Source organism: Vibrio sp. 10N.247.311.12, assembly GCF_041467515.1.
In the GTDB taxonomy this organism is placed as follows: Bacteria; Pseudomonadota; Gammaproteobacteria; order Enterobacterales; family Vibrionaceae; genus Vibrio; species Vibrio crassostreae_C.
On sequence record NZ_JBFSUV010000019.1, the window covers coordinates 1 to 25,169 of the forward strand.

22 protein-coding genes are annotated in these 25,169 nt (G+C 43.8%); 7 read left to right on the forward strand and 15 right to left on the reverse strand.

Features of this window, described 5'->3' with window-relative positions:
- Positions 1–102: 102 nt before the first annotated feature.
- Both AB6E30_RS10180 and AB6E30_RS10185 read right to left on the reverse strand, forming a co-directional pair.
- A complete protein-coding gene (locus AB6E30_RS10180; RefSeq protein ID WP_372103467.1) occupies positions 103–1,296 on the reverse strand; it encodes a class I SAM-dependent methyltransferase in 1,194 nt (397 codons plus the stop codon).
- A 128-nt stretch (positions 1,297–1,424) separates the two neighbouring features.
- Positions 1,425–2,828, reverse strand: coding sequence for a methyl-accepting chemotaxis protein (locus AB6E30_RS10185; protein WP_102319806.1), 1,404 nt, complete (start codon positions 2,826–2,828; stop codon positions 1,425–1,427).
- A gap of 88 nt (positions 2,829–2,916) precedes the next feature.
- Here AB6E30_RS10185 and yccX point away from each other — a divergent pair, with 88 nt between their 5' ends.
- On the forward strand, positions 2,917–3,204 hold the full coding sequence (yccX, locus tag AB6E30_RS10190) for an acylphosphatase (protein ID WP_017059706.1): 288 nt from the start codon (positions 2,917–2,919) through the stop codon (positions 3,202–3,204).
- 59 nt (positions 3,205–3,263) lie between these two features.
- Here the strand turns inward: yccX and AB6E30_RS10195 are convergent, their stop codons facing one another.
- The 6 genes from AB6E30_RS10195 to AB6E30_RS10220 all read right to left on the reverse strand — a co-directional run bounded on the left by AB6E30_RS10195 (position 3,264) and on the right by AB6E30_RS10220 (position 8,893).
- Positions 3,264–3,593, reverse strand: a complete 330-nt coding sequence (locus AB6E30_RS10195) for a TusE/DsrC/DsvC family sulfur relay protein (RefSeq protein WP_017057205.1) — start codon at positions 3,591–3,593, stop codon at positions 3,264–3,266.
- Positions 3,594–3,753: 160 nt separating this feature from the next.
- On the reverse strand, positions 3,754–4,419 hold the full coding sequence (locus tag AB6E30_RS10200; protein ID WP_017057206.1) for a Bax inhibitor-1/YccA family protein: 666 nt from the start codon (positions 4,417–4,419) through the stop codon (positions 3,754–3,756).
- 282 nt (positions 4,420–4,701) lie between these two features.
- Positions 4,702–5,466 (reverse strand): amino acid ABC transporter ATP-binding protein, encoded by a 765-nt coding sequence (locus tag AB6E30_RS10205; RefSeq protein ID WP_017059704.1) that lies wholly within the window; start codon positions 5,464–5,466, stop codon positions 4,702–4,704.
- A 22-nt stretch (positions 5,467–5,488) separates the two neighbouring features.
- A complete protein-coding gene (locus AB6E30_RS10210) occupies positions 5,489–6,586 on the reverse strand; it encodes an amino acid ABC transporter permease (protein WP_372103470.1) in 1,098 nt (365 codons plus the stop codon).
- A 1-nt stretch (position 6,587) separates the two neighbouring features.
- Complete coding sequence (locus AB6E30_RS10215; protein WP_017063829.1) at positions 6,588–7,793, reverse strand: amino acid ABC transporter permease; 1,206 nt, start codon at positions 7,791–7,793, stop codon at positions 6,588–6,590.
- A 71-nt stretch (positions 7,794–7,864) separates the two neighbouring features.
- Positions 7,865–8,893, reverse strand: coding sequence for an amino acid ABC transporter substrate-binding protein (locus AB6E30_RS10220; protein ID WP_017059701.1), 1,029 nt, complete (start codon positions 8,891–8,893; stop codon positions 7,865–7,867).
- Between the two features lie 480 nt (positions 8,894–9,373).
- Between AB6E30_RS10220 and AB6E30_RS10225 the strand changes: the two genes are divergently transcribed.
- Positions 9,374–10,315 (forward strand): bifunctional precorrin-2 dehydrogenase/sirohydrochlorin ferrochelatase, encoded by a 942-nt coding sequence (locus tag AB6E30_RS10225; protein ID WP_102398647.1) that lies wholly within the window; start codon positions 9,374–9,376, stop codon positions 10,313–10,315.
- Between the two features lie 190 nt (positions 10,316–10,505).
- On the opposite strand, the gene AB6E30_RS10230 is transcribed toward AB6E30_RS10225, so the two are convergent.
- Positions 10,506–10,988, reverse strand: coding sequence for a YajQ family cyclic di-GMP-binding protein (locus AB6E30_RS10230; RefSeq protein ID WP_017059699.1), 483 nt, complete (start codon positions 10,986–10,988; stop codon positions 10,506–10,508).
- A 12-nt stretch (positions 10,989–11,000) separates the two neighbouring features.
- Entirely contained in the window at positions 11,001–12,059 is a 1,059-nt protein-coding gene (locus AB6E30_RS10235) for a 3-deoxy-7-phosphoheptulonate synthase (protein WP_102394015.1), read from the reverse strand.
- Positions 12,060–12,266: 207 nt separating this feature from the next.
- Between AB6E30_RS10235 and AB6E30_RS10240 the strand changes: the two genes are divergently transcribed.
- Together AB6E30_RS10240 and AB6E30_RS10245 are read left to right on the forward strand one after the other, a co-directional pair.
- Positions 12,267–13,154 carry a putative PEP-binding protein gene (locus AB6E30_RS10240; protein WP_017066315.1) on the forward strand — a complete coding sequence of 296 codons (888 nt, stop codon included), beginning with the start codon at positions 12,267–12,269 and terminating at the stop codon, positions 13,152–13,154.
- Positions 13,155–13,314: 160 nt separating this feature from the next.
- Complete coding sequence (locus AB6E30_RS10245; RefSeq protein WP_102394016.1) at positions 13,315–13,800, forward strand: PaaI family thioesterase; 486 nt, start codon at positions 13,315–13,317, stop codon at positions 13,798–13,800.
- A gap of 108 nt (positions 13,801–13,908) precedes the next feature.
- Here AB6E30_RS10245 and AB6E30_RS10250 read toward each other — a convergent pair whose 3' ends face one another.
- On the reverse strand, positions 13,909–15,264 hold the full coding sequence (locus AB6E30_RS10250; RefSeq protein WP_017063834.1) for a hypothetical protein: 1,356 nt from the start codon (positions 15,262–15,264) through the stop codon (positions 13,909–13,911).
- Positions 15,265–15,292: 28 nt separating this feature from the next.
- On the opposite strand from AB6E30_RS10250, the gene AB6E30_RS10255 reads away from it, so the two are divergent.
- The gene (locus AB6E30_RS10255; RefSeq protein WP_170962340.1) at positions 15,293–16,201 is read left to right on the forward strand and encodes a S1 RNA-binding domain-containing protein; all 909 of its coding nucleotides are present in this window, start codon (positions 15,293–15,295) and stop codon (positions 16,199–16,201) included.
- Positions 16,202–16,500: 299 nt separating this feature from the next.
- On the opposite strand, the gene rsmF is transcribed toward AB6E30_RS10255, so the two are convergent.
- The 4 genes from rsmF to AB6E30_RS10275 all read right to left on the reverse strand — a co-directional run bounded on the left by rsmF (position 16,501) and on the right by AB6E30_RS10275 (position 23,850).
- Complete coding sequence (gene rsmF, locus AB6E30_RS10260; protein WP_017063836.1) at positions 16,501–17,922, reverse strand: 16S rRNA (cytosine(1407)-C(5))-methyltransferase RsmF; 1,422 nt, start codon at positions 17,920–17,922, stop codon at positions 16,501–16,503.
- Between the two features lie 149 nt (positions 17,923–18,071).
- The gene (locus tag AB6E30_RS10265; RefSeq protein ID WP_017063837.1) at positions 18,072–20,729 is read right to left on the reverse strand and encodes an MlaD family protein; all 2,658 of its coding nucleotides are present in this window, start codon (positions 20,727–20,729) and stop codon (positions 18,072–18,074) included.
- Entirely contained in the window at positions 20,716–21,999 is a 1,284-nt protein-coding gene (locus AB6E30_RS10270) for a paraquat-inducible protein A (protein WP_065585048.1), read from the reverse strand. The genes AB6E30_RS10265 and AB6E30_RS10270 overlap by 14 nt, the downstream gene beginning before the upstream one ends.
- A 54-nt stretch (positions 22,000–22,053) precedes the next feature.
- Complete coding sequence (locus AB6E30_RS10275; RefSeq protein WP_017059690.1) at positions 22,054–23,850, reverse strand: ABC transporter ATP-binding protein; 1,797 nt, start codon at positions 23,848–23,850, stop codon at positions 22,054–22,056.
- An 89-nt stretch (positions 23,851–23,939) separates the two neighbouring features.
- On the opposite strand from AB6E30_RS10275, the gene AB6E30_RS10280 reads away from it, so the two are divergent.
- Both AB6E30_RS10280 and proQ read left to right on the forward strand, forming a co-directional pair.
- Positions 23,940–24,431 carry a GAF domain-containing protein gene (locus tag AB6E30_RS10280; protein WP_017059689.1) on the forward strand — a complete coding sequence of 164 codons (492 nt, stop codon included), beginning with the start codon at positions 23,940–23,942 and terminating at the stop codon, positions 24,429–24,431.
- A 97-nt stretch (positions 24,432–24,528) separates the two neighbouring features.
- Complete coding sequence (proQ, locus tag AB6E30_RS10285) at positions 24,529–25,152, forward strand: RNA chaperone ProQ (protein WP_017057223.1); 624 nt, start codon at positions 24,529–24,531, stop codon at positions 25,150–25,152.
- Positions 25,153–25,169: the final 17 nt, after the last annotated feature.

Consider the following 25,169-nt stretch of genomic DNA (forward strand, 5'->3'; position numbering starts at 1 on the left):
TTCTTCTTGAAGATAAAAGCGGCTTTCCCCGGAAAGCCGCGATGAACCTTTTTTAATATGTCTGTTTCGTCATATAAAATAATAGAGTCAAAAGCTCAAGGATTAAAGAACCTTACAAGCAAAACCTTTCAGGTAGAAACCTTCTGGGTAGGCAGTGTCTGTTAGGTGGTCGGCTGCTTGCTCGAAGCGTTCTACGAACTTAACAGTGCGGCCTGCATCTAATGCTGCATCAGCAATGATTTTTTGGAACAAATCAGTACCCATTAAGCCAGAGCAAGAGTAGGTGAGTAGAGTGCCACCTGGTTTCAGGATTTGCATCGCAAGCATGTTAACGTCTTTGTAGCCGTTAGCGCCTGAAGTTAGGTTATTCTTGCTTGAAACAAACTTTGGTGGGTCCATGATCACTACGTCAAACTTAGTGCCTTGGTCACGGTATTCACGAAGCAGTTTGAAAACGTCAGCGTTTAGGAACACAGCGCGCTTTTTCGAGATATCAAACTCATTAAGTTCAGCGTTGAGCTTAGCTGTATCAAGAGCAAGTTGAGATACATCAGCGTTGATAACACGCTTTGCGTCGCCTTTCAGTGCGTAAAGGCCAAAACCACCTGTATATGAGAAACAGTTAAGGACATCTTTGCCTTTAACGTACTTCATCGATTCTTTGCGGCTATCACGCTGGTCCATGTAAAAGCCTGTTTTGTGGCCTTCCATAATGTTCACGCTGATCTTAACGCCGTTTTCTTCAATCACGATAGACTTCGGTGGTTCTTCACCGTGCAGTACACCGACAACTTGTTCTAGACCTTCTTTTTTACGAACTGCTACGTCAGAGCGTTCGTAAATGTTGCAGTCTGGGAAGCACTCGATTAACGCTTCAACCAATACGCTTTTGTTATATTCAGCGCCAGCACTTAGCAGTTGGCAAACTAGGAAGTCTTGGTATTTGTCGATTGTGATACCGGGAAGGCCATCAGACTCTGCTGCAGTAAGGCGGTAGCCAGTTAGACCATCACGTTCAATGATATCTTCACGCAAAGATTGCGCGTCTTGAATTCGTTTTACGAAGAATGCTTTATTGATTTCTTCTTTTTCAAATGTCCAAACACGAGCTCGAATTTGAGATTCCGGTGAGTAAGCCGCTTTTGCAAGCCACTGACCATTTTGAGTGTATACGTCTACAGTTTCACCTGATTTTGGCTCGCCTTCGACTTTATCGATACCGCGTGAAAATACCCATGGGTGTTTACGGCGTAGTGATTTGTCACGGCCTTTAGCTAGATGAATTGAAGGAGTCATAATTTACTCTGTTTGTTGAATTTGAAGGAGGGGTATTGTCGAGGAAGTACAGTTGAAAAGCAAATAAGAAAGGGCTGCAGAAGCAGCCCTAGTAATGATTAATCAACACATTGTGGTGGATATCAGTATTAAGCTTTAAGACCTGTCAGCAAACCTTCCATCGTATCGCTTTGTTTACGAAGTTGGTCAACATTGGAATTACTCTTACTGATCATCTCGCAGATACTGTCTGACTGATGACGAATCTCTTCAACACTCTGTGCAATGTTGTCAGCGACTACGCCTTGTTCTTCAGCCGCGGTAGCAATTTGAGTGCTGCTATCTGAAATAGACTGGTTTTTTTCCGCTAATGAACCGATCTCGACGTTCACTTCTGACATCAGTGTTTGGCCTTCGTTAGCATTGTTCACCGTGACTTCCATCAGCTTGGTCAGTGATTGACTGTTACGTTGTAATGATTCAATCATGCTTTGGATTTCAACCGTTGCTTGCTGAGTACGACCGGCAAGGGCACGAACTTCATCGGCAACAACAGCAAATCCACGACCTTGCTCGCCAGCACGTGCGGCTTCGATAGCTGCGTTCAACGCTAACAGGTTAGTCTGTTCAGAAATACCGTTGATGGTTGTGACTACTTCATCGATCTGCGCCGCGTTGGCATCCAGTTCTTCTACTGCTTGTGAAGCGGACTGGATCTCTTGAGATAGGCTAGAGATAGACTCCAGTGTATTTGAAACCTTGACTTGACCGCTCTGAGCAACGCCGCGAGCGTCCATCGTTTGTGAGCTAGACGCATGAGCAAGGGTAGCGACTTCGCGAATGGTAGCCGCCATTTGTTCCGTTGCACTTGCTAAGCTATTCAGGTGTTCTTGTTGGTTACCTGAGATGTCTGAACTTTGTTGTGTTGACTGGTTCAAGTCCGAGCTGATCTGCTGCATGAGAGCGACAGACTCTTGGATTGATAGAACCATGTTTTGTTCACGCTCCGCAACTTTATCGATTGTAATCGCGATTTCACTGAACTCGTCACGAACTAAGAAGTAGTTCATGCGGCAAGTTAAGTCGCCATTCGCAAGCGTGTTCAGAGCTTTGTTCATAGAGAACATCGCGCCGCCAATAAAGGTCATGATGTAGTAAACACCTAGTGCGATAAGCGTTAGGGTTACAGCGATGATAGAAACCTGAGTCGTCGATAGAGCAGACCAAAGGTTTTGGTCATGGTTAGCAACTAGGCTGAACGCTCCATTCATCACTGAAACAGAACCAGCACCGTAGCCTAAAGAGATGGTTTCAGAGCTGCTGACAAGCTGAGCTACTTGATCTTTAGTGAGTTGACCCGCTTCGATAAGCCCTTTCATCAAGAGCATTTCTTCTTGATAAAGGTGAGCAAGTAAAGAGTCCGCGGCACTATCTAAAACGAGAGTTAATATAACCAGGGCGAGAAGAGGCAATAAGAAGAGTAGATAGAACTTTTCTTGGATTTTTAGGTGAATGAGATATTTGTCAATCCAACGAAATGGGATTTCTTTCATAATCGTTATACTCGAAGTAAGTCCACCAATAAGCGGTGAATGAATAGAAACTCGACTATATCATTCATATAATTTATGAGGCAACGTTATGGAAAGTTCACAATATATTTTTGTCGTGTCAGGCGTAGTTCAATGTGTTGGGTTCCGTTACCACACCAGTAGGCAGGCGCAAGCTATGGGTCTCTCAGGTTATGCAAAGAACTTAAATGATGGTCGAGTTGAAGTGTTAGTTGTCGGAGAGAGTCAGCAAATTGAGAAGTTACATGCTTGGCTCTATATTGGCCCTTCGAGCGCAACAGTAGACAACGTTGTGATGCATCAAGTTAAAGATAGTGAACGCCAAGACGTACGCATAGGGGCGTTTAAAATACTGTAGTTGTAGCACTACAGTATTTTATATTGAACGTAACTTAATGACCTAAAGCGGGTTAGGTTTTACAAGCACTTTGCTGGTTTAGGTAAACCGGCGAGCTTGGTCGCTTGTTTTGCAGGGCCTTTTTTGAATAACTTGAAAAGGTACTTACTATTGCCTTTTTCTGGGCCGTGAGCTTTTTCCATTGCTTTAACGAGCATGCGAACCGCTGGTGAGGTGTTGAACTCTTCGTAAAAGCTCCTTACAAAATGTACGACTTCTAAGTGTGCATCTGTAAGTTCAATCGCCTCGTCTTGAGCAAGAATTTCAATCATGCCTTCTTCCCATTGCGTGTAATCCAATAGGTAGCCTTGAGCGTCGGTTTCGATTTGCTTGCCGTTATATTCAAACATGTTTAATCCAGAATCCAATTAACTATGCGGATAGGGTACATGACCAAGTTTGTCTTTCTCAACAGAAATTGTAGCTATCCAATGAAATATCTTACTTATAGATACAAAAAAGCCCAAGAGGTAGGCTCTTGGGCTAGATATTCTTCAATGATGGGAACGATTAGTCGTCGCTGCCCATGATGCCTAGGATGCTTAGTAGGCTGATGAAGATGTTGTAGATCGATACGTACAAGCTGATCGTTGCAGAGATGTAGTTTGTTTCACCGCCACGAATGATGTTTTGCGTTGTAAGCAAGATAACACCAGTCGAGAACAGGATGAACATACCGCTCATTGCCAATGATAGTAGAGGCATTTGTAGGAAGATGTTTGCAACCATACCTACAAGTAGTACTACGAAACCCGCTAATAGCATGCCATTAAGGAACGACAGGTCACGCTTAGTTGTTAGTGCGTAAGCTGATGCGCCCATAAACGCCAGTGCTGTACCGCCAAGTGCAGTTAGGATGACATCACCCATGCCTGCGCCAACGTACATGTTTAAGATTGGACCGATGGTGTAGCCTAAGAAACCTGTAAATAGGAATGTGAAGACTAGACCCATGCTGTTGTCACGGTTCTTTTCTGTTAGGAAAAGTAGGCCGTAGAAGCCAACTAGCATGATAATAAGACCCGGGCGAGGAAGGTTCATCGCCATGGATACGCCTGCTACAACAGCAGACCAAAGTAGTGTCATAGACAGTAATGCGTAGGTGTTACGCAACACTTTATTGGTTTGCAGAGCACTTTCTTGAGATGCTGTGCGTGAAAACATAGGGCTGTTCATAATCTTCCTCGTAAGGTGACTTCAATAGTTATTAGTACATTTATGGGGGTGAAAGTTCGAAAAATCAAGTCTCTCATTCCTCTTGTATACGTAAAATAATAATCAAAATAGTCGGTTAAGTGTTTCTGAAGGTGTAACAAAGTATTTCTTAAAGTGCAGTTAAGGTTCGTTGTTCAATTTTAATCGCACTGAATCGCTGTTTATAATCTTGAAAAACTAATTATAACACTGAAAACAAAGAGGCGACCTAAGCCGCCTCTGTAGTTTATGCATCATAACACATTAGTGGTGTAAGATTTGGCTTAAGAAGTTCTGCGTTCTGTCTGATTGTGGGTTTTCAAAGAAATCGACAGGGTTGTTCTCTTCTATGATTTCACCGGCATCCATGAAGATAACGCGATCCGCGACCTCTTTAGCAAAGCCCATCTCGTGCGTTACACAAAGCATCGTCATGCCTTCTTCTGCAAGCTCAACCATTACGTCTAACACCTCACGAACCATTTCTGGATCGAGCGCCGACGTTGGCTCATCAAACAGCATCACTTGAGGGTTCATACACAAAGAGCGAGCGATAGCTACACGCTGCTGTTGACCACCTGAAAGCTGACCTGGGAACTTGTCCGCTTGCTCAGGGATTTTTACGCGCTCTAGGTACTTCATTGCAATCGCTTCGGCTTCTTCTTTTGGCATCTTTTTGACCCAGATTGGAGCCAGAGTACAGTTCTCTAATACCGTCAGATGTGGAAACAGATTGAAGTGTTGGAAACACATGCCGACATCTCTACGCACGGCTTCGATGTTCTTTAGGTCTTCCGTTAATTCATTACCTGAAACGAAGATATGACCTTTTTGGTGCTCTTCTAATCGGTTGATGCAGCGGATCATCGTTGATTTACCAGAGCCTGAAGGGCCACAGATAACGATTTTCTCGCCTTTTTTAACTTCTAAATTGATGTTCTTAAGTACGTGGAATTCACCGTACCACTTGTTCATGTCTTTCAACTCGATCATAAGACCTTGAGAGTTGTTTTCTGTCTGCTGCGTCATAATACGTCCTTGATCTTGTTAATTATCGTTTGTGACCGGTGTGAAGTCTGTTTTCTAGCCATATCGAATATCTCGACATGCCAAAACAAAACACCCAGAACACTAACGCGACAAATACATAACTTTCTGTTGAATACCCAAGCCATTCAGGGTCGGTATTCGCGGCTTGGCCAATTCCTAGTACATCAAACATACCAATAATCAAAACAAGACTGGTATCTTTAAACAAACCAATGAAGGTGTTCACAATTGAAGGAATCGTGATTTTAAGAGCTTGAGGTAGAATGATAAGCCCAGTCTTTTTCCAGTAGCTTAACCCCAGAGCATCAGCTGCTTCGTATTGGCCTTTTGGTATTGCTTGTAGACCACCTCGAATTACTTCGGCCATGTAGGCTGCACTGAATAGAACTACCCCTACAAGTGCTCGAATGAGCTTATCGGTTTCTGTCCCTTCTGATAAAAAGAGTGGCAGCATTACTGAAGCCATGAATAGAACTGTAATGAGCGGTACGCCACGCCAAATTTCGATGTATACGGTACACATACTGCGAATGATCGGCATCTCTGAGCGACGCCCAAGAGCAAGTGCAACACCAATAGGGAGTGACACTACAATACCAACAAGTGCGATGACCAGTGTAACCAATAGGCCGCCCCATTTATGGGTATCAACAACTTCTAACCCAAAGACGCCACCGTATAGCAAGCCGGCAATGATAAATGGGTAGACGTTGACGAAGAACAACCAAATCCACGTACGTTTAGGTGTTTTTTCATAAGCCAGTAAGGCTAAAAAAATGGCCAACGTTGCGTAGAAGAGGCGAGGTCGCCACAGTTCAGCTTCTGGGTAGAAGCCATACATGAATTGGTCCCAACGAACGCTGATAAAAACCCAACAAGCGCCTTCGCTAGTGCAGGCATCGCGTGTGGTTCCTATCCAGTCGGCACTGATGAATGCCCAATCCGCTATTGCCCATAATAGGGTGAAAGCAAAGTAAGCAAGAATCACAGTGACGACGCTGTTAATAGGTCCATTAAATAGATTTTTTCTTAACCAACCGACTGGCCCAACGGTATTCGCTGGAGGCGGAAGATCAGGTTGAAATTGATGTGTACTCATCTTATCTCTCCACCAACGCTACTTTGCGGTTGTATATGTTCATTAGAGCGGACGTTAATAGGCTCAAGGTTAGGTAGACGCCCATTGTCATCGCGATTACTTCGATAGCTTGTCCAGTTTGGTTAAGTGTTGTTCCTGCAAATACAGAGACAAGATCAGGATAACCAATGGCCATCGCAAGTGATGAGTTTTTGGTCAGGTTTAGATACTGACTGGTTAGTGGTGGGATAATGATTCTTAATGCTTGTGGAATAATGACAAGCTTTAGAGTTCTAGAACGTGGGATGCCTAGAGACATCGCAGCCTCAGTTTGCCCATGGTTTACCGCGTTAATACCTGAACGAACAATCTCAGCAATGAACGCTGCTGTATAGATACTTAAAGCGAGCATCAATGCAGCAAGCTCAGGGATTATCGTAACACCACCCTTGAAGTTAAACCCTTTCAACACAGGGTAATCTGCAGAGATAGGCATGCCCATAACAAAGTAAGTTATCAACGGTAAGCCTAAAATCAACGCAGCGGCAATTCGCAACATCGGTGTTTGTTGGCCGGTCAGTTTCTGTCTGTTCTTAGCCCAGATGTTGATAATAAACGTAGCGATAATACCGACAATCAATGATGCGATGACAATGCTACTGCCTTGCTCAAAGACTGGAGCAGGGAAGTACAACCCGCGTACGTTCAAGAAAATTGCTTCACCTAGACTCATACTTTGACGAGCAGAAGGCAAGGCTTGTAGAACGGCGAAATACCAGAAAAAGATTTGTAATAGCAGAGGGATATTTCGGAATATCTCAATGTAGACAGCTGCAAATCGGCTAACTAGCCAGTTTGAAGAGAGCCTAGCGATACCCATACTAAAGCCCAGCACTGTAGCTAGCATGATGCCGAGTACTGAAACCAAAGCGGTATTGAGAAGACCGATAAAGAATGTACGACCGTATGAGTAGGTCTCGTCGTATTCAATCAGTGTTAAGCCGATACCAAAACCAGCTTCTTGTGAGAGAAAATCAAAACCAGTGGTGATACCACGGGAATCTAAGTTTGTGAGTGCATTATTTACAATCGTGTAAAAGAAAGCACAAAGCGCCCCGACGGCGATAATTTGGAAAATGATGGAGCGAAAAGTGGGGTTGTAAAATAAGTTGGCACTTTTGGGCTGTGGCTTTGCCTGAGCTGGAGAAATAGTTTCATTAGGTTTCATACTACTATAACCTCAAATCCATTTAATAAATAGGGCGGAAAACTCCGCCCTAATTGATGCTTGAAAATTTATTAACGGATTGGTGGAGCGTACATAAAGCCGCCCGCATTCCATAATGCATTTACACCACGAGAGATTTGAAGTGGAGAACCTGTACCAACAGTACGCTCAAAACTCTCACCGTAGTTACCAACTTGCTTAATTACTTGGTAACCCCAGTCGTCGCGAATGCCAAGGCCTTTACCTTTAGGACCGTCTACACCAAGAATACGTTTGATGTTTGGATCTTTTGACTTAAGCATTTCGTCTGCATTTTTAGAGGAGATGCCGTATTCTTCCGCGTTAATCATTGCTGAAAGTGTCCACTTAGCAACGTTAAACCATTGATCATCATCTTGACGAACAACAGGGCCTAGAGGCTCTTTAGAGATGATTTCAGGAAGTACTTCTGCAGATTTAGGATCAGCTAGGTTTAGGCGAAGTGCGTATAGACCAGATTGGTCAGTTGTTAGTACGTCACAACGACCTGCGTCGAAACCTTTCGATGTTTGTGCTGCCGTATCGAATACCACTGGCTTGTAAGACATGCCACTGTTACGGAAGTAATCGGCTAGGTTAAGTTCAGTTGTTGTACCTGATTGAACACATACAGAAGCGCCATCAAGCTCTTGAGCACTTGTTAGGCCAAGTTCTTTCTTAACCATGAAGCCTTGACCATCGTAGTAGTTAACGCCTACGAAGTTCAGACCTAGAGCAGTGTCACGATGTAATGTCCATGTTGTGTTACGAGATAGTACGTCGATTTCGCCAGATTGAAGCGCAGTAAAACGCTCTTTTGCTGTTAGAGGTACATACTTAACTTTAGTCTTGTCACCGAGTACAGCCGCTGCAAGAGCTTGACAATACTCAACATCAATTCCTTCCCATTCACCTTTTGAGTTAGGGTTAGAGAACCCTGGAAGACCGGTACTTACACCACAAGTTAGAAAACCTTGAGATGTGACTTTGTCCAGAGTGCTTTCTGCCGCTGATGCCGATGTTGCCATCATCGCAGTTGATGCAGCTACTACTGAAGCAAGAAGTGTTAGTTTATTTGTCATTTGTATCCTTCCTTGTTAACCAGGTGACACCTGATACTCGTGCTCGTTTGAGTTTCTCTTATGTGTTGCGTTTTCTATGACCTTGTTGTTCAAATTAAACGAGTTGCATTTTGCAAATGAAACTGTGTGCGATTTAAACAACTGTTTATAAGGTTAGGAAAGGATCCGTAGTTTCACAAATGTATAATTTAAAAAGAATTTTGAATGAAATCACAAATCCGAACACAATTAGAATGACCAAATGTTAAGTGAATGTAAATAGTGCAACGGTTCACACTGTTGGTGCAACGAGATTTAGATTTTTATATTGATAATCGACTAGATAAATATTCTGAATCCACATCACAATGATGAAATATTAAACTTAAGAAATGTTGAAATTTGGTCAATAAATATTTTTATTACACTTCGATAGTTATGAATATGCTCCAAATTTGGTAGCATGGCTGAATAGTTATTGAAGTAGTCTCAAGGAAGAACATGCGTTATTTCCCAATGTTTTTGGATGTAGAAAATAAGCCAATCTTAGTGGTTGGTGGGGGTGAGGTTGCTTGCCGTAAAGTCGATAGCTTACTACGAGCGGGAGCGGATGTGACTTTGGTGTCTCCCAAGGTAGCGCCTTACTTAAAGCAGCTTGTGGACGAGAACAAGCTTCACTGGGTTCAAAACTTTTACTCGTCACAGATCATATCGAAAAATTACTTGCAGGTTTGGGCCACAACAGACAACCCAAGCTTGAATCACCAAGTGTATAATGATGCGAAAAAACTGGGCATTTTAGTCAATGTGGTTGACGATCTTCCTTACTGCGACTTCATCACACCTTCGATGATAAATCGCGGAAGAATCCAAATTGCCATCTCTAGTGGCGGTGCATCACCTGTTTTAGTAAGAAATATCAGAGAAAAACTCGAAACGGTATTGCCACAAAACATAGGTTTGATAGCAGACTTCGGTGCATCAAAACGCAATTCAATCAAAGAGTCATTCCCAACCGTCGACGAGCGTCGTAAATTTTGGGAGCGATTCTTGTCATCGAGCTTTATTGAGCAGGTGACTGACAGAGAGCAGTTAGAGGCTTACTACCAGCAAGCGCTAACCGAAGGCATTGATAGCGAAGGGCAGGTCACTTGGATTGAATTCGAGCAAGATATCGAGCTGCTGTCTATGAAGGCTTTACGTTTGATGCAGGAGGCAGAGCTCGTACTTTCACCGAGCGATTGTCCATTTGAATTTATCGACCTGTGCCGCCGAGATGCAGAAAGAGAGAGCTACGCCAACAGCGGAGAGCTATCAACCAAGCTTGAGCAAGCAAGAGCAGAGAAATTACGAGTGTGTGTGTTTATTCCACCAGCAAGCGTAGAGTTTAATCTGTTGGTCGGCAAAGACCTAAAATTGTCACCAGCCCAAGTACTCAGTTGAGGTAGTTGTTTCTAGTTGAAATAAGAGCTTTCTGGTTGTTTTAAATCGGCTAGAGGCTCGGAATAAAACTAAAACTGGACCCGATAAATAAAAAGCCACTTCCTATAAAGAAGTGGCTTTTTGCTATTTCATACACGACATTGTGCTGATGAATGAACAACCCAAATAGGCGGTCGCTCAAACTCAATAATTAGTCGCGGAAGTTGTCAAACTGGAAAGGTTGACCAAGTTCACCGCTGCGAACTAGAGCCATAACAGCTTGTAGGTCATCACGCTTCTTACCAGTAACACGAACTTTGTCGCCTTGGATAGAAGCTTGAACTTTAACTTTGTTGTCTTTGATTAGCTTAACGATCTTCTTAGCGACATCAGTTTCAATGCCTTGCTTAAAGATAACCGTTTGGTGCCAAGTGCGACCTGTTTGGTCTGCCGCTTTCGCTTCCATCGCGTTAGGATCAACATTACGCTTCGTTAGGTTGCTGCGAAGGATATCGCGCATTTGCTTCAGTTGAAAATCGTCTTGAGCAGTCAATTTTACTGATTCATCTTTGTAATCAAAGCTTGCGTCAACGCCGCGGAAATCGAAACGAGTCGATAGTTCACGGTTTGCGTTGTCTACTGCGTTACGCAGTTCTACTGCTTCTACTTCAGAGATAATGTCAAATGATGGCATTGTGTTGTTTCCTTAAGCTAAGTTTCTATCTTTAATTGCTGTTGCAAGCATGTCTAGCATTGTTGCAGTATCTTCCCAGCTTAGGCATGGGTCAGTAATCGACTTGCCATATTCTAGGTTGTTGATGTCTGTCATTGGCTGGTTGCCTTCAATAATGAAGCTCTCTGCCATAATGCCTGCAATTTGGTTCTTGTTAGATTTAATTTGCTCACAAATGTCTTGTGCAACTTCTAACTGCTTACGGTGTTGCTTCTGACAGTTAGCGTGGCTAAAGTCTACAACCAAACGTTGAGGTAGATCGAATTCAGCCAGTTGCTTACATGCAGTATCTACAGATTCAGCGTCGAAGTTAGGGCCTTTATCACCACCACGTAGAATAACGTGACCGTATGGGTTGCCAGAAGTACGGTAAACCGTCATGCGGCCGTTCTTATCTGGAGAGTAGAAGTAGTGTGAAGCATGTGCTGCACGAATTGCATCGATAGCAATCTTGATGTTGCCGTTGGTCGCGTTCTTGAAGCCAACAGGGCAAGACAGTGCAGAAGCCATTTCACGGTGAATCTGAGATTCAGTTGTACGAGCGCCAATCGCACCCCAAGTGATGAGGTCTGCAATGTACTGACCTGTGATCATATCAAGGAATTCAGTCGCGGTAGCGAGGCCAAGCTTGTTGATATCTAGCAGAAGCTTACGAGCTTTGCTCAAGCCTGTTTCAAGTGCGTATGAACCATCAAGGTTAGGATCTGTAATCAAACCCTTCCAACCTACAACAGTACGAGGCTTCTCGAAGTAGGTTCTCATTACAACGAACAGTTCATCTTTGTACTGGTCTTGAATTTTGCTTAGGCGCTCAGCGTAATCAAGTGCCGCATCTGTATCGTGAACAGAGCAAGGGCCTACGATAACTAATAGGCGGTTATCACGACCAGTTAGGATATCTTCGATTTGGCGGCGAGAATTTTTAATGCGCTCAGCAACGTCGTCAGTAATAGGGTGTGCATTGCCTAGTTCGGCAGGAGTTGGCATAGGACCCAGAGCTTGGGTTCTCAACTCATCAGTTTTTAATGGCATGTGATAGCTTTTTTATTCTATTGCGGAGTGGTTAAGATAACGGAATTGAACAGAGGAATAAACTCTATTGAGTCAAAGTTATCTCAGTTATTGCTAATATTCTTATTTTTATCAGCAGGCCAGCGTCAAATAAGGGATTTTCACTTGTATTAACAGGCAGCTATCGGTATTTTCGTTTGAACACAACATAAAAATGCTGGAGCAGCAATGACTCAAGAAAATCAAAGCACTTTGCACCCAGAACTCGTCTTAGGTGATGTGCTGCCTTCTTACAACGATAATAATAATTCTAACCACTTATACGTTTCATTATCAGAATTAGTGATGGATCGTGTCTTCTACCACCCAAGTATCGAGAGTCACTTAGATACTTTGACTGATATTGAAAAAACGTCTTTAGAAGCGATCCTTGGCGATAAAACAGTCGATGAGCATTTTGTTTCGACCTTAGTGATTGCCATTCAAGCTGCCGTTCAGCCAAATCACACTTCTGTTCGTATCGCATTAAGCAGTGCAGACAGCTATGGATTCCGTTCGCTGCTTGGCGGGAACTGTGAAGCAGAAGAGATTAACCCTGCACTAGGTGTTCGTGGCGTTGCTCGTTACGCGACACCAGAATACAGCAAGGCTTTCGCTTTAGAATGTCAGGTTATTAAGGCATTACGTGAGCAGGGCATCAACGTTGAAGTAGTTGTGCCTTACGTTCGTGCGTTAAGCGATGCCGCTAAGATTATTGACCTGCTTGCCGAGCAAGGGCTACCACGCGGCCTTAACGGTTTGAAAGTACTGTTCTCGTGCGATGTGCCGTCTGCAGTGCTACTGAGCGAACGTTTACTGCATTACTTCGATGGTGTAGTGGTAAACGTTGATAGCTTAGCGTCTTTCACTTTAGGCGTAGACAAACACAATGAAGCTCAGCAGCACGCTTTTGATCCACAAAACGAAGCGGTTATTACCTTGTTGGATATGATTGTTAAAGCAACCCTGAACGCGAAGAAGCCAGTGCTGCTAGTAACTCAAGGCTTAGTGGATTACCCACGTCTACAAGGTTACATAGCTGATCTTGAATGCGTAGAAACGGTCGTGACTGCGTAAATCGATTAGCTTGCCTGATAAGCCGACTTAAGGCGCTAATGCTTTGAGAATGAAAGAGATATCATTGTGCGATGATATCTCTTTTTTGTAACATTTTTTTTGACATCTCTATCGCTAATCGATTAACTGGTCTGATGACTGATTTGACTAGGTAATCCGAATGTTGACCCCTCTACAAAAAGCAAATTTCTACTTAAGCATGTTTGGCTTTTTCAAAGTCCCACTTATCTGGTTGTGCCGACCAAAACTACTCGCGTTGGACAACCAACATGTTGAAGTGAAAATCCCGCTTAGAAGGCGTACTAAGAATCACCTTAACAGTATGTACTTTGGCGTTTTGGCTGTAGGTGCGGATGTCGCGGGTGGGTTTCTTGCGATGAGCAAATCTCAGCAGCAAGGTGAAAAGATCTCGTTGGCTTTTAAAGAGGTGACGGGTAACTTTTTGAAGCGCCCTGAAGGTGATGTGCATTTCACTTGTAACGACGGTCAGCTGATCAACACTATGCTGGCAGAAACCATGTCGACCGGAGAACGGGTCAATCAACCCGTAACCATTATCGCGACTTGCCCATCTTTACATGGTGACGAGCCGATGGCGGAGTTCACGCTTACGCTTTCAATTAAGAAAGTCCCTTCAAGAAAATAGCGATTAAATAATAGATTTTGGTTTAGAAGTCATGGGTAACGTTGAAGAGATAAAACAACGGTATGTGAATGGTTTCCACATACCGTTATAGAGAACTTTATAACGGCTCTATGACTCTTGAGTGATCTGCTCAATATCAACTATTTTTGAACGGTTCATAACGATCTTCCAACGGTAGTAGGTTGGTTCGTTATCATGGTTGTTCTCTTTAATGATCAGGTTGAGAAGATGACGCTTTTCTACTGATTCGCGGCTCACTTGTCCTTCATTCAAGCGGTAGATCTTGTTTGAGCCTTTATCCATCAACCGTGTCAGCGCTCTTAGGCTGATCGATAACGTTTCACGAGTCTCCTCATAACCACTCATAAAGGTCGATGTCGACATCTCAGTATGAGAGCGGTAATGCAAGATTTGCTCTTCACGTTGTACCACACGCTTTTTACGGATCGACTGAATGCGATCTGCAAGCTTAGAAAAATTTGCGTAGTCCAACCATTCCAGTTTATGGCCTACTGACTTGTTGGTCGTTGGATCATAGTAACGACGCTTCCATTTTGGCTTGCCTTTACGCAGCCAGCGCCAAAGGATGTCTCTCAAGTCATCTTTAAAGATCTCACGCAGTGCGTAAATGAAAGACATTGCCACGATGAAAGAGGCGGTAATCTCACCAAGAAAGTCACGAGCCAAGATCACAGTAGTGGTCACGACAACCATCACCAAACCGGTCGCGATGCCTTTCACGGCACGCTTAACATTCTTACCCATCGACGTTGTCTTTTCTTTAAGCACGATAGGGTGTTCAATCAAACGACGCAGCAAACGCATCTTGTTACTCAAGCGGGTAACGTCCTCTCGAACTCTTGCTGAGTTGTAGCGGTTCAGTTTACGGTGCGCGGTCTCTTTATCACAAAGCGTTAAGAGTCGTTCTTTAATCGTTGAATACTCACTACCTCGTGGCATGTGTGAAACTAGCGATAGGAACTTTTGCTCGGTATACCAAGATAGGTAGTTATCGATATTAGCGTAGTAGCGCTTGAGATTTTCTTCGTAAGGGATGCTTCGGCGTAGCTTCTTCAAGATATCTAAAGCCAATTCAATGACTTCATCTACTTCATCAGCCGTTACGTCGTCACTATCAGTTTTATTTAAGCTGCTGACTGCTTTATCTAACGCGATAACATATTGGTAGGCAAACAGACTCAAACTGACACGATACTGTGTTGTAGATAAGCGTCCACGTTTTGCCAAGCGACTGTGTACCAAAGGTAAAAGTGTTTTGTCACTATAGTAGGCACGTTTTTGAGTGATTGAGCTGTAGAAAAAGGCACTTTCAGAAAGCACTTCAGGAGTCAGTCCAAGTTCACCGGGAATGAATAGATAAACGTCCATGTCGAGCTTTTTGGTCTTCGCCATTGCATGGTTAATTTTGAGTGTTATCGCATCTTGTTTATCAACGGTGATCAACGATGTCTCCTAGAATGTAAAAATATGAATGAAACTAGCGAAAGCATATCAGAGATCACGTATAATCACCGCCAAATTTAAAGTAGAGAAAATCTTGATGATTAATATTGGTCAAATAAACAACTTAGAAGTAGTAAAACAAGCAGACTTCGGTGTATTCCTTGACGCGAGCGACTATGGAACCGTGTTGCTGCCGAAACGATTTACTCCTGAAGGTGTTGAAATTGGTCAAAAGCTAGATGTTTTCTTATACATAGATTCTGACAACCAGATCGCTGCAACGACTGAAAAACCAATAGCTCAAGTAGGCCAGTTTGGTTTGATGACGGTTGAAGGTGTTAACAGCACTGGTGCATTCATGAGCTGGGGCGTGAAAGGTAAAGACCTTCTTGTTCCTTTCAGCGAGCAGCGTGGCCGTTTAAACGAAGGTCAGTCAATCTTAGTATATGTGTATATCGATAAAGCATCGAGCCGTATCGTTGGTACAACGAAGTTCAACAAATGGTTAGACAACACGCCTGCGACTTATAAGCAAAATGAGCAAGTCGATCTCATTATCGCTGAGCGCAGCCAGTTAGGTTACAAAGCGATCGTGAACGGTGAACACTGGGGTATGATTTTCCCATCTGACATCATCGGTAAGCTGTTCATTGGTAAAACACTAAAAGGCTACATTAAAAACGTTCGTGAAGAAGACGGTAAGATTGATTTGTCTCTTCAGAAGGTTGGTGTGGCTAAGATGGATGACCTAAGCACTAAGGTTCTTGACCTGCTTGAGAAGAAAGGCGGTTACCTGCCTTTGAATGATAAGTCTTCTCCTGAAGTTATTTTCTCTGCATTCAGAACCAGCAAAGGTACGTTCAAGAAGACAATTGGTGGTCTATACAAATCTGGCAAGATCACTATCGACAAAGAAGGTATCAGCTTAGTTAAGTAAGCGGTCCTTTCGGTCAAAAAAAAGCCCAAACCTTCCTGTTTGGGCTTAGGGGAAAGGGCTCCGAAGAGCCTACGCTAATCGTTTTAATCTTTTGACTGTTAGATTGAAGTCTAGTTTAGATTCTCTAAAGTGCGATTTTTCTTTTTGGAAATAGTGACTTGAATTGATATTTATATAATTAGCTGTTGATTTACAAGCGCTCGCACACTGACTTATATGGCCGATAGAATAGAAAAAGCCCAAACAATTAACGTTGTTTGGGCTTTTTGTTTATTAAGGTGTACTCAGTGCGAACGCTTTTAGAAAAGGTTCTTATCGCGCACGAGTTCGCGTGGTAAACCGTTCTTCACTCGGTTGCCAACCCACTTACCAAGGCCGATGATTGCACCATTGTACTTCACTAGTACTTCACCTTTTCCTGACAAGTTTTCAGGGCGAACATCGCGGCCCATGAACCATTCACGAGCATCTTCAATACTAAGCTCTACAACATTAGCTTCATTACCTGTTGCGAGCGTTGTCGCTACTTGGTGCTGCCAGCGGTAACCTTTTTTATGGGTTTCAGCGATCTTGATTCCCATGCGAGAAAAACGGAACTCACCGATCATCGGCTCTAGCGCTTCTGGGAATAGCCAAACGTCTTTGTCGCGAATCCAAACCTGAGTATCGCTTGGCAATTCGATATCGAGAGTACTCATTAGTTGTTCAGCGACTTCTTGCTGAGTTTTCTTTGATGCTTTTTCAAATGGGAATTTACCCATACGTTTTTTAACTTCTGGTGGAGTAACAGACGCTAGTTTACGGATACGTGCAACAAAGAAACCTTCAGAGTCATAGACCTGTGGGAAGATGTGAAGAAAGCCTTCTTCTGTCGTGGTTGCTTTTGCGTTGTCGAATAGTGATTCCAGAGATTCGAATTCAACCGCATCACCAAAGGTTTCTTTTAGGTGATGACACACTTGTTGGTTCTCTTCGGTGCTAAGCGTACACGTTGAGTAAACCAAAACACCATTAGGTTTAAGAGCATGGAATGCACTTTCAATCAGATCTTTTTGCGTGTCGGCAATGTCGACCACTGATTGATACGTCCAGTTCTTCATCGCATCGGCATCTTTACGAATGGTGCCTTCGCCAGAGCAGGGTGCGTCTAGCAACACAGCATCAAACTGTTCTGGTAACCAACCACCAAAAACTCGACCGTCAAAGTTACTTAGAGCGGCATTACGAACGCCACAACGTTCGATGTTGGCGTGAAGGACTTTCACACGGCTTGCTGCATACTCATTGGCAACCAATACACCGCGATTATTCATTAGCGCAGCGATTTGCGTTGTTTTAGAGCCTGGTGCAGCCGCAGTGTCTAGCACCGCTTGGTAATCAGCTTCGCCTTGGAAAAGTGCCGAGGGTGGCATCATCGAGCTGGCTTCTTGGATGTAGAAAAGACCAGACATGTGTTCTGCCGTATTACCTAGTGGCGCTTCACTTTCGTCCGCTGTAATCCAAAAGCCCGTTTCACACCAAGGTACAGGTTCCAGTTCCCAGCCTTTCTCTTTTGCTCGTACTAGGAAGTCTTCAACACTGATTTTCAATGTGTTGATTCGAATACTTTTACGAAGTGGTTTTTGGCATGACGCAACAAAAGAAGCCATATCTAGATGACTAGGCATGATTGCTTCGATGTGCGTTAGGAATTCTTCAGGAATATATACGTTAGCGTGCAAAAGAGTATCTCGATTTATTGCATTAATGCGGGGAGTTTAAAGCAAAATGAGGCCGTCCTAAACCATATTTGCAGCAAACAACAAAAATGCAGCCTAATGGCTGCATTTTGATGAAGAATTAATCTTCCAGAAACGTCAGAGAGTTCACTCTATGGACGAGGAATTGCGGTTCTCCATGATTTCCACTCATCTTCGGCTTGAGGATAGAGGTAGAAAGACTGATCTTCGCTTGCTACTGGTTGAAGTTCATTTGTCGGTGGCGTTGAGAATGTAATACCACCTCTTAACAAGCTGTCTACCGTTCCGGCTTTGATGTTTGCGCCTGACAGGCCGATAGAGACATCGACGCCCGACACGTTCCAGAACACGGTGTTTGCGCGGATTAGATACGCGTAGTCAGGTTCTATTTGAATCGTAGATATGATGCGATCAGCAAACTCGCCCAGCTGAACATCTATAACACTGCCAATTTCTAGTTCACGGAATAGGATAGGTGTACCTTCAGATACTGAGCCGCGCGTTTCGCTTTGCAGTTGGAATATCTTGCCTTCAGGCTGCACAGGTCCTTTGCTAAGCTCAAATTTCGTGTTTCTTTCACCTTTGCCCGGGTCTACGTTGATGTGTTTAGAGAGCAGCGCAGAGACGTTTTTGATGCCATTAAGGCCAATCTCAGGTTCTGCCAACCAGAAGTGACTGTTCGTCACGGCAATCTTGTCGACGTACTCAGGTAAAATACGCGCAGTAATTTCAATGCCGCCCTTGTTGAAGTTCGGAATCACCAAAGTAACCTCACCAACAGTGACACCTTGATATTTGATCGCCATGCCCTTGTTGACTTCTTGATCGCCAGAAGAGGTGATAGTAATCGCGCGGCCAAATTTTCGAGCAGATTTTGAATCTTTGTAAAGCTTCCACACGTCACCAAGTTTGTTGTCGATTCCCGGCAGAGAGTCAAAAGCAATACCGCCTTGGATAAGGGTTTTAACTGGTGCCGCTTTAATGCTGATACCCGATAGCGACGCATCAACCTCAACGCCTGATCGGTTCCAGAAAACAGTGTGCTTGTTGAGTAAGTGCGTGTAACGATTTTCGATTGTGACTTTGATTCTTACGCCACCGTCGGCAAGCTGAAAATCAGAAATACTACCCACTTGTAGGTTGCGGTAGAGGAGTGGACTGCCTTTAGAAATTGAAGGTAACTCACTGGCAAACAAAGAAAGTGTCTTTGAACCAGACTGATTAAACTTAGCAATTTCTGCTAACGACTTACTTTGGAAAAGTTGGTAGTCCGTTCGAGCTTCAGATTTACCTTCACTCACAAAGCTAATCGAGCCGGTAAGAAGCTGTTTTGCTGGTGGGACCGTAACACTCAAGCCTGATTCGGTTAGCTCTGCCGTCGCACTGCCTGTCACAAAGAAACGGTTGTGGCTTTTGATAAGGTGCGCGTACTCATTATCGATAAGTGCATCCATGAAGACTTCGTGTTTATCAGAGCCCGTACCAACACCATCAACTAATCCCACATGGATGATAGAGCCAACGGCAATGCCTTTGTAGAGAAGTTGTGTACCGACATCTAACCCGAACGAATTGTTCGACGTTAAGCGAATCGCAACGGATTTCTCTTGTTCCTGACTGAATTCATTTTTGCGGATTGCAGTAAATCGACGCGCCTTTTCACCTTCACCCGGTACCAAGGTTAAAAAGTTACCTGTCACTAAATTGGCAATGTTTTTCATGCCAGTAAGCGACAGTTCAGCCTCTTCTAGAACGAATTTACTGCCGCTGTTTAAAAAGTCACTGAATGCCGGTTGGATAGCGGCAGATGCAACGACGTTTTCACGCCCTTCACTTAGCGATAAATCAGTGATTTGACCGATTTCAATGCCGCGATACATGATCGGAGCACCCGTTGCACTGATTTTATTATCATCGGGAACGGCAATCTTGATAGAGATACCTCGACCCGCTGTTTTCAGATCTGGGTAGAGTTTGAACTTAGTATTCATCTCAACCGGTTGGCCTTCTCCTGGAGAGTCGACCGCAATTGAACCGCCAAGCAATGCACTTAGGCTCTCTAAGCGAACATCAACACCAGAAAAGCCAATACTGGCACCTAAGCCACTGACATTCCAAAAACGGCTTTGGTCGGTAATGATATGGCTGTATTCATCTTTAATCGACGCTTGAATCGTAACGGATTTCGCGTTGTCGTTTAACTGGTAGTTGTAAACCTCACCAATTGGGATTTTACGGTAAACGATTTGAGAGCCAACAGACACACCACCTAGATCTTTGGTCGTCAATGAGATGTTTAGACCTTCAGAAGCCAGCAAATCAGAAGGGGACGACTCTAAAGCCTGAAAAACGGTTTCTGGCTCTTCTTTAGTTTCGCTAGGGTGTATAGCGATATAGTTACCTGAAACAAGTGCATCTAACCCAGAGATACCAGACAAACTGGCCGTTGGCTTTACGAGCCAAAAACGTGTGCCTTTTGATAGTAGTTTCTTCGCTTCTGGGTAGATGTCAGCATCGACATAGATGCTCGATAGATCTTTGGATAAGGTGATGTCGCGCACCATACCCACCTCTAAGCCTTGGTAACGAATCGTTGTTCGACCTGCGACTAAACCTGCGGCATCTGAGAAGTATATTTGCACACGTTGCCCAGCATCGTGTATCGATTTCATGACCAACCAACCGGCTAAGGCGACGGTTAATATCGGCAGAATCCACAAAGGGGAGATGCCTTTGTTTTTCCTTACTTCTGGTGAATATGACGTTTGTGATTGGTTATCGTTGTTCATTCACTGACTCATCTTTAGAGGTGTAGTTATCCCAAATTAGCCTAGGATCTAAGCTTTCCGCTGCTAGCATCGTGAGAACAACTACGACGCCAAAAGCGACTGCACCATAACCTGGTGTAAAGTTTAAAATTTGCCCGCGGTCGACCAAGGTCATCATGATCGAAATAACGAACAGATCCATTACCGACCATTTTCCCACCCATTTTACGATGAAATAGATGGTCATACGTTGCCTGTGGTAAATCGTACGCTTCATCTTGATACAGATTAAGATGTACGCGAGGCCCAGTATTTTCGCGACGGGAACGACGATACTGGCAATGAAAATGATCGCTGCAATGCCATACATATCGCTATTTATTAGCGACGCGACACCGGAAATTATTGTGTCTTCTAGCCTTTGTCCGTTGGTGATAAGGATAGAAATCGGAATGACGTTGGCTGGGACAATAGCCACTGATGCGGCAAACAACAGTGCCCATGTCTTCTGTATAGAGTAGGGCTTGCGGTGGTATAAGTCATGGTGACAACGCACGCAAGTATGCCCATCCGGTTGAGATAGGTGGCAGTTGTGACAGTGTACGTTCTTACTTTCAGTAAATGAGTAGTCAGATTCTTTTGTCCAAGCTTCCCAGTAGCGACGCACGCTGATGCGGCTTACCAACAATACACTGAAAAGCTGCAGAAGAATGAGGCCAACCAATCCAGGGCCGACAAAAATATCTGAGTAATCTTGCAGTTTGAAACATGAGACCGCCAAACTTACCAGAAACACATCCAACATCATCCAATGTTTTAATGTCTGGATGATGGCTAACGCATACCTAAATGGTGTAAAAAATTTGAATCGCAATGATAAATGGGTAATGAGTACCGATGTACACACGAGCAACGGAGCGATCGAACTGCAGAACAGGATCAGTAAGCCAAGCAGAGGGAAGCCTTCGCCCATTAAGGTAAAAACACCCGATGGTAACGTCGCGGGTATCATGACGCCAATCAGGCGAATACTGATGAATTCAAAAAAGTGCGATGGGATAAACAGCAATAAGCAGGTAATTGCGATTGCTAGGTTTCCAGAGAGGCTAGGGGTACCGCCTCTATAAAGCTGAGTACCACACCTTGGACAGTAAGCTGATTTCCCTAAAGGGATGTCCATTTTATCTACGGGAAGTTCGCAGCCCTGGCAAAGACGCACTGAGCTGCTGTCGCATTGGTGTTTTGTTGATAAAGGGTTGGTTACGGATGGGGAGGTCACGCGACCTCCCAAGTTGAAACGTAAGTTAGGTTAGCAACCCGACTTAAAGACTCAGAGCCACAAACATCAGGCGTGCGATTGCACACTGCCGTAGAGTGTTTGATAGAGTCCTTGTTGTTCAACCAATTCACCATGTGTTCCCGTCTGTGTGACTTGTCCATCTTCTAAAACATAGATTAGATCGGCTTGTTTCACCGCTGATAATCGATGAGCCACTATCAAAGTTGTGCGATCTTTCAAAAACTCGCTCAACGCTTTATGCAGTGCTGACTCTGTTGCTGTATCGAGTGCAGATGTCGCTTCATCAAGAATAACAAACTTAGGATTGCTCAGCACCATACGAGCTATTGCTAAGCGTTGTCGTTGACCACCAGACAGTCGAACGCCATTCCTACCAATTTGTGTATCTAAGCCATTGCTCAGTTGCTTGATGACATCTTGCATTTGAGCGACTTCAAGCGCACGCCACAACGACATTTCGTCGTATTCAGCACCAAGGGTCAGATTATGCCTTAATGTATCGTTAAAGAGTATAGGTTGTTGTAAAACAACGGCAATTTGATTGCGTATTACATCAAAGCTGATGTCATCGGTTGTTTCACCGTTATAGCGAATGCAACCTGAGTCTGCTTGGTAAACCCCAATCAGCAACTGGATTAACGTAGATTTACCCCCTCCACTCGCACCGACCAAAGCGACTTTTTTACCTGCAGGGATGTGCAGCGATAGCCTATTTAAAACAGTGTTTTCTAATGTGTAAGAGAATGTAACGTCTTCGATGTCAACTGTCACTTCTTGATCTTCAGTAAATGGGTTCACTTTACTGATAGGGCGCTTCTCTTCTTCTAACTGAAGAAGATCGTTGATGCGTTGTAGTGCCGCTTTCGCGCTATACCAAGAGAATTGAATCCCTAGTAGCTCTTGGACCGGGCCTAACATGAACCACAAGTAGCCAAATACCGCGAAAATCTGACCAATGGTTAAGTCACTGAATAACACCATTAGCATCGCGACGGCACGGAAAAGCTCGAAACCTAGTAAGAACAGCAGAAACGAAACACGGCCAGCAGCTTCAGATTGCCAAGCGTATTTGTCTGCATCGATTCTTACTTGGTTTGCTTGAACCTTAAGTTCATCGAGAAAGATACGTTCTTTATTCGCCGCACGCAGTTGGTAAATGCCGTCTAAGGTTTCCACCAAACGGTTTTGAAAGCGCTCGAAAGATTGGTTTTCGTATTTCTTAAGGTGTTTGACCCTGCTGCCTAGTTTACGGGAGAAATAAATTACAACAGGATTGACCAATAAAATGAACAATCCTAAACGCCACTCTAACCACAACAGCACGATCGCTGTCCCGAACACGGTCAGGAAGCTGATGATAAATTTAGAAAGAGTCGAGCCAATGAACTTATCTATTGTCTCTATGTCTGTTATTAGGTGGGCGTTAATACCGCCACTGCCTTTGGTTTCGTATTGTCGAATACTGATGCGGCCAAGCTTATCTATCATCTTGCTGCGCATTTGATAGGTAATTGTTTTGGACACAAGCGTAAACTGACGCCCTTGCAGAATGTTCAACGCTTGGCTAACGGAGCGCATGATAATCACTAACAACAAAGTTAGTGCTATATAGCCAGTCGGTGTTTGTAATGAAGATGGAAGTAGGTGGTTCATCATCTCTAAGCCTGAAGCGGGCTTATCGAGTAATACTTCATCAACCATTAATGGCATGAGCAACGGGATAGGGACACTAATGAGAGTTGCAAATATGGCAATAATGTTAGCAAACAGTAATTTGGACTTGTGTTTTTTTACTTGAGTTATCAACCAAGAACGGCTAATAGTGTCTTCTGAATTGTTCATTGTAATGAGAATAAGTCCTATTTAGTTTGATGGCCGCATTCTACTGCGTTCTCTTGATAATGGAAGTCTCAATTTAATTGGAAGTTAATATGAAAATAGAACATTACCAACGCTTAACCAAACAAGCCGTTGCATTAATTGAATCAGAAACCGATCTAACTGCTAATCTTGCTAATATCAGTTCATTATTATTCATGGAATTGGATGACTTGAATTGGGCGGGTTTCTATTTAATGAAGCAGGATTTAGCTAAGGAAAAAGACGAACTTGTACTGGGCCCTTTCCAAGGTCAACCTGCTTGTGTGCGAATTCCGGTCGGGCGTGGTGTGTGTGGAACTGCGGTTGCGACGAATACAGTTCAGCGCATTCATGATGTTCATGAGTTCGAAGGTCACATCGCTTGTGACGCTGCAAGTAACTCAGAAATCGTTATTCCGTTCTCGATTGGCGGAAAAATCGCGGGCGTTCTTGATATTGATAGCCCAAATGTTGGTCGTTTTTCTCAAATTGACGAGGACGGATTGACATTTTTCATGGCAGAAGTGGAAAAGCTGCTTAATTCGCACGCGAACAAGGCATAAATTATTCTCTTACTGTGGTTTTTCCCAAGCATCTCTCTATAATACGTAAAAATATTTTCTTAATGCTCGCGGAAAACCGCAAAAACCAGGAACCCACATGGAAAACACTGAAAAGTTAAAAAACAGCAAAGAAGTTATCGCATATATTGCTGAATGTTTCCCTAAATGCTTTACTCTAGAAGGTGAAGCGAAGCCACTTAAAATTGGTATTTTTCAAGATCTTGCTGAACGTCTAAATGAAGACGAAAAAGTAAGTAAGACTCAGCTTCGTGCAGCGTTAAGACAGTACACATCATCATGGCGTTACCTGCACGGCGTAAAAGCTGGCGCAGAACGTGTTGACCTAGACGGCAACGCGTGTGGCACACTAGAAGAAGAGCACGTTGAACACGCTAAAGCTACACTTGCTGAAAGCAAAGCGAAAGTTCAGGCTCGTCGTAAAGAACAAGCACAAAAAGCTCGTGAAGAAGGCAAAGCGAAACCTAAGGCGAAGAAAGCTCAACAGCCTCGTCGTCAAGCGCCTAAAGCACCAAAAGTAGAAAAGCCTGTAGAAACACGCGCTTTGAACGCTGACGAATTCATCGCTGGCAAAGAAGTAAATGTGAACATGGGTAAAGGAAACATGGCTGCGACCATTGTTGAAATCAATAAGGAAGATGTGCGTGTTCAGTTAGCAAACGGCCTACAAATGGTTGTTAAAGCGGAGCACTTGCGCGCTTAAAGGAGATACTCCTACGC

Excerpts from the sequence above, each read along its gene's own strand:
- AB6E30_RS10180 (WP_372103467.1), bottom strand. The coding sequence starts at position 1,296 with ATGACTCCTTCAATTCATCTAGCTAAAGGCCGTGACAAATCACTACGC.
- AB6E30_RS10185 (WP_102319806.1), bottom strand. The coding sequence starts at position 2,828 with ATGAAAGAAATCCCATTTCGTTGGATTGACAAATATCTCATTCACCTA.
- yccX (WP_017059706.1), top strand. The coding sequence starts at position 2,917 with ATGGAAAGTTCACAATATATTTTTGTCGTGTCAGGCGTAGTTCAATGT.
- AB6E30_RS10195 (WP_017057205.1), bottom strand. The coding sequence starts at position 3,593 with ATGTTTGAATATAACGGCAAGCAAATCGAAACCGACGCTCAAGGCTAC.
- AB6E30_RS10200 (WP_017057206.1), bottom strand. The coding sequence starts at position 4,419 with ATGAACAGCCCTATGTTTTCACGCACAGCATCTCAAGAAAGTGCTCTG.
- AB6E30_RS10205 (WP_017059704.1), bottom strand. The coding sequence starts at position 5,466 with ATGACGCAGCAGACAGAAAACAACTCTCAAGGTCTTATGATCGAGTTG.
- AB6E30_RS10210 (WP_372103470.1), bottom strand. The coding sequence starts at position 6,586 with ATGAGTACACATCAATTTCAACCTGATCTTCCGCCTCCAGCGAATACC.
- AB6E30_RS10215 (WP_017063829.1), bottom strand. The coding sequence starts at position 7,793 with ATGAAACCTAATGAAACTATTTCTCCAGCTCAGGCAAAGCCACAGCCC.
- AB6E30_RS10220 (WP_017059701.1), bottom strand. The coding sequence starts at position 8,893 with ATGACAAATAAACTAACACTTCTTGCTTCAGTAGTAGCTGCATCAACT.
- AB6E30_RS10225 (WP_102398647.1), top strand. The coding sequence starts at position 9,374 with ATGCGTTATTTCCCAATGTTTTTGGATGTAGAAAATAAGCCAATCTTA.
- AB6E30_RS10230 (WP_017059699.1), bottom strand. The coding sequence starts at position 10,988 with ATGCCATCATTTGACATTATCTCTGAAGTAGAAGCAGTAGAACTGCGT.
- AB6E30_RS10235 (WP_102394015.1), bottom strand. The coding sequence starts at position 12,059 with ATGCCATTAAAAACTGATGAGTTGAGAACCCAAGCTCTGGGTCCTATG.
- AB6E30_RS10240 (WP_017066315.1), top strand. The coding sequence starts at position 12,267 with ATGACTCAAGAAAATCAAAGCACTTTGCACCCAGAACTCGTCTTAGGT.
- AB6E30_RS10245 (WP_102394016.1), top strand. The coding sequence starts at position 13,315 with ATGTTGACCCCTCTACAAAAAGCAAATTTCTACTTAAGCATGTTTGGC.
- AB6E30_RS10255 (WP_170962340.1), top strand. The coding sequence starts at position 15,293 with ATGAAACTAGCGAAAGCATATCAGAGATCACGTATAATCACCGCCAAA.
- AB6E30_RS10265 (WP_017063837.1), bottom strand. The coding sequence starts at position 20,729 with ATGAACAACGATAACCAATCACAAACGTCATATTCACCAGAAGTAAGG.
- AB6E30_RS10275 (WP_017059690.1), bottom strand. The coding sequence starts at position 23,850 with ATGAACAATTCAGAAGACACTATTAGCCGTTCTTGGTTGATAACTCAA.
- AB6E30_RS10280 (WP_017059689.1), top strand. The coding sequence starts at position 23,940 with ATGAAAATAGAACATTACCAACGCTTAACCAAACAAGCCGTTGCATTA.
- proQ (WP_017057223.1), top strand. The coding sequence starts at position 24,529 with ATGGAAAACACTGAAAAGTTAAAAAACAGCAAAGAAGTTATCGCATAT.